This is a genomic window from Phytopseudomonas dryadis (genome assembly GCF_004327355.1).
Lineage (GTDB): Bacteria > Pseudomonadota > Gammaproteobacteria > Pseudomonadales > Pseudomonadaceae > Aquipseudomonas > Aquipseudomonas dryadis.
In genome coordinates, this window is the sequence record NZ_QJUM01000062.1 from 1 (window position 1) to 3,169 (window position 3,169).

The window sequence follows — 3,169 nt, forward strand, 5'->3', positions numbered from 1 at the left end:
GGTGCGCCAGACGGTTGGCCCGTATATTGAGCTCGGTATAACTCAGTTGCTGTTCGCCGAATACCAGCGCCGGAGCGTCGGGGGTGGCACGCACGTGCTGCTCGAACAGGCCATGCACGGTCTGCTGTAGGTCGTAGTCGGTAGTGGTGGCGTTGAAGCGCTCGAGTACGGTTTCGCGCAATGCGGCGTCAGCAGCGAACAGCTCGCCCAGCGCCTGTCGCTCATCGCTGGCGAGCATGCGTTGCAGCAGTTGCTCGAACTGCTCGGCCAAGGCCTGCACGAAGGCCGCGCTGAACTGGCCGGTATGGCGCCAGTGCAGCGTCAGTTGTCGCCCGAGGCCGATCACCAGTGCCAACGGGTAATGCCCCTGCTCGCGGTTATGCACTTCGCCGAAGCGCGTGCGCATGCCCTCGCCTTCGCGCAGAGCATCGGCAACCGGGTAGTTCTCGAAGACCAGCAGGCTGTCGAACAGAGACTGGCCGCCGGTCTGCGCCCAGCGCTGGATATCGAACAGCGGCGTGTGCTCGAACTCGCGCAAGCCCAGGTTCTGCGCCTGCAGTGCGCGTAGCCAGTCACCCAGCGGCTGATCCGCGCAGGGCGCGGCGATTACCGGCAAGGTGTTGATGAACAGCCCCAACTGTTGCTCGATGCCGGCCAGCTCCGTGGGGCGGCCCGCGACTGTAGCCCCGAAGGCCACCGTGTCCTGGCCGCTGTGGCGCTGCAACAGCAGCAGCCAGATGGCCTGGAGCACGGTATTGGGGGTGACTTTCAGCGCCCGGGCGAACAGCGCCAGGCCGCCGGTCACAGCCTCGTCCAGCGCGCGGTGCAGCTCGCCACCCTGCCGCGCTCCGTGGGCCAGCGCCGCAACCAGCCGGGTCGGCGCCTGCAGGCCGGCCAGTTGCTGTTTCCAGAAGGCCTCGCCAGCCGCGACGTCCTGACGTTCAAGCCAGCCGATGTACTCGCCATAGCTGCCCTGGCTGGCCGCCAGGCTGTGGCCGTTGTAGCACTGCAGCACCTGGGCAACCAGCGCCGACAGACTCCAGCCGTCCATGAGGATGTGATGATGGGTGAAGATCAGCCGGTGCAGAGTATCGCCCAGGCATACCAGAGTCAGGCGAAACGCCGGCGCCACCTGCAGGTCGAAGCCCTTGGCCAGCTCTTCGTCCTCCAGGCTACGCAACTGTGCCTTGGGCTCTTCCAGGTGGTGCCAGTCAAGCAGTTGAAACGGCACCCGCACCGACCGCTGGACGATCTGCACCGGCCGCGCCAGCCCCCCCTGCCAGGCGAAGCGGGTACGCAGGATATCGTGATGATCGGCCACCTGCCGCCAGGCCTGCTCGAAACGCTCCGGATCCAGATGGTAGACATCCACGCACATCTGGTTGAGATAGTCACTGCGCTTGTCGTCGCCCAGGCCATGGAACAGCATGCCCTGCTGCATGGGCGACAACGGGTAGATCGCCTGTACCGTGCGAGGGTCACCGGCGATCGCGTCCAGCTGCGCCTGGGTCAGTTGCGCCAGTGGGAAGTCGGAAGGCGTCACTCCCTGGCTGGCTGGATGTTCGCAATGCGTGATCAGCGCCAGCAGCTCCTCGGCGTAGGCATCGGCCAGTGCCTGGATGCCGGCTTCGTCGAAACGCTCGCTGCTGAAGCGCCAGCCAAGGGTGAACTCGCCGTCGTACACCATGCCGTTGAGGCTCAGCTCATGTTCCATCAGGGCATTGGCACTGACTTCGCCCCCCCGGTCATGGCCGACAGGCAGCAGCCCCTGGCCATTACCGCCATTGGCACTGATCTGCCCCAGGTAATTGAAGACTATCTGCGGCAACGCCTGGGCACGCAATATCGCATCTTCCGCCATGTGGTAGAGCATGCCGAAACCCAGGCCTTTATCCGGCACCGCGCGCAACTGTTCCTTGATGACCTTGATCGACTCGCCGATCCCGGCTTGCGGGCTCAGCCGCAACGGGAACAGCGAGGTGAACCAGCCGACGGTGCGACTGAGATCCATGCCCGGGAACCGATCGTCCTCGCGCCCATGTCCCTCCAGTAGCAGACTGACCGCAGGCTGACCAATCCAGCGCGACAGTACCCTGGACAGCGCTGCCAGCAGCAAGTCGTTGACCTGGGTACGGTAGGCCTTCGGCGCTTCCTGCAGCAAACGACGGGTGCTGTCCTTGTCCAGACGGGTATACACGGTGCGCCCCAGATGGTTGGCCCGGCCACCTTGGGGGTGATCCAACGGCAATGCACTGACGGCCTGCAACTGCTCCAGCCAGTAGTCCTGCTGGACTTGCAGCGCCGGCTTGTGGGCCTGGGCATACAGCGCCTCGGTCCAGGCCTGGAGGGCACTGGTCTTGGCCGACAACGTGGGCTGCCCGCCAGCCTGCAGTTGCTGGCAGACCTGCTGCAGGTCTTCCAGCAGGATGCGCCAGGACACGCTGTCGACAACCAGATGGTGCGCCACCAGCAACAGCAAACGGCGACCTTTCGGTACCTGGTAGACCACTGCCCTGAACAGTGGCCCGCCGCTAGGGTCAAGGCTGGCCTGTACTCGCCCGGCCTGTTCGGCCAGATCGCTCAGCCCGCTGGCCACGACGCTGGCGAACAACCCCTCGGTAGCATCCACCGGGGCTGTCTCAGCCTCCCAGCCGGACGCCTGCTGCGTGAAGCGCAGGCGCAGTGCGTCGTGATGGCCATATACCGCGGTCAATGCAGCTTCGAGTTCGATGTCGGAGCATGCCTGCGGTAGTTCGAGCAGCAACGACTGGTTGAAGTGCTGCCGATCGACTTCGCAGGTATCGAAGAACCGCTGCTGGATCGGCGTCAGCCGTACCAGGCCGGTCACCGGTCCCTGATCGGCCCGCGCGGCCTGCTCGCCCGAGCGGGCTGACCGCGCCAGAGCGCGAACCGTCTGATGCTGGAACAGCGCCTTAGGTGTGAAATGGATACCGGCCTGACGCGCCCGGCTGACCACCTGGATAGAGATGATTGAGTCACCACCCAGCTCGAAGAAGTTGTCGGTCACCCCTATCCGCTCGCGGCGCAGGACGTCCTGCCAGATCACCGCAATGGCGCCTTCCAGCTCTCCTTCCGGCGCCACGTAGGCCTTCTGCGCCTGGGCCTGGGGGCTCGGCAGCTGGCGTCGATCCAGCTTGCCATTGGCGCT

Annotated in this window: 1 protein-coding gene; it reads right to left on the reverse strand. The window is 65.2% G+C overall.

Annotation, left to right across the window (positions count from 1 at the left end):
• On the reverse strand, nucleotides 1-3,169 hold a 3,169-nt coding region (locus tag DNK34_RS25215; protein WP_244216331.1), incomplete at both ends, for a condensation domain-containing protein.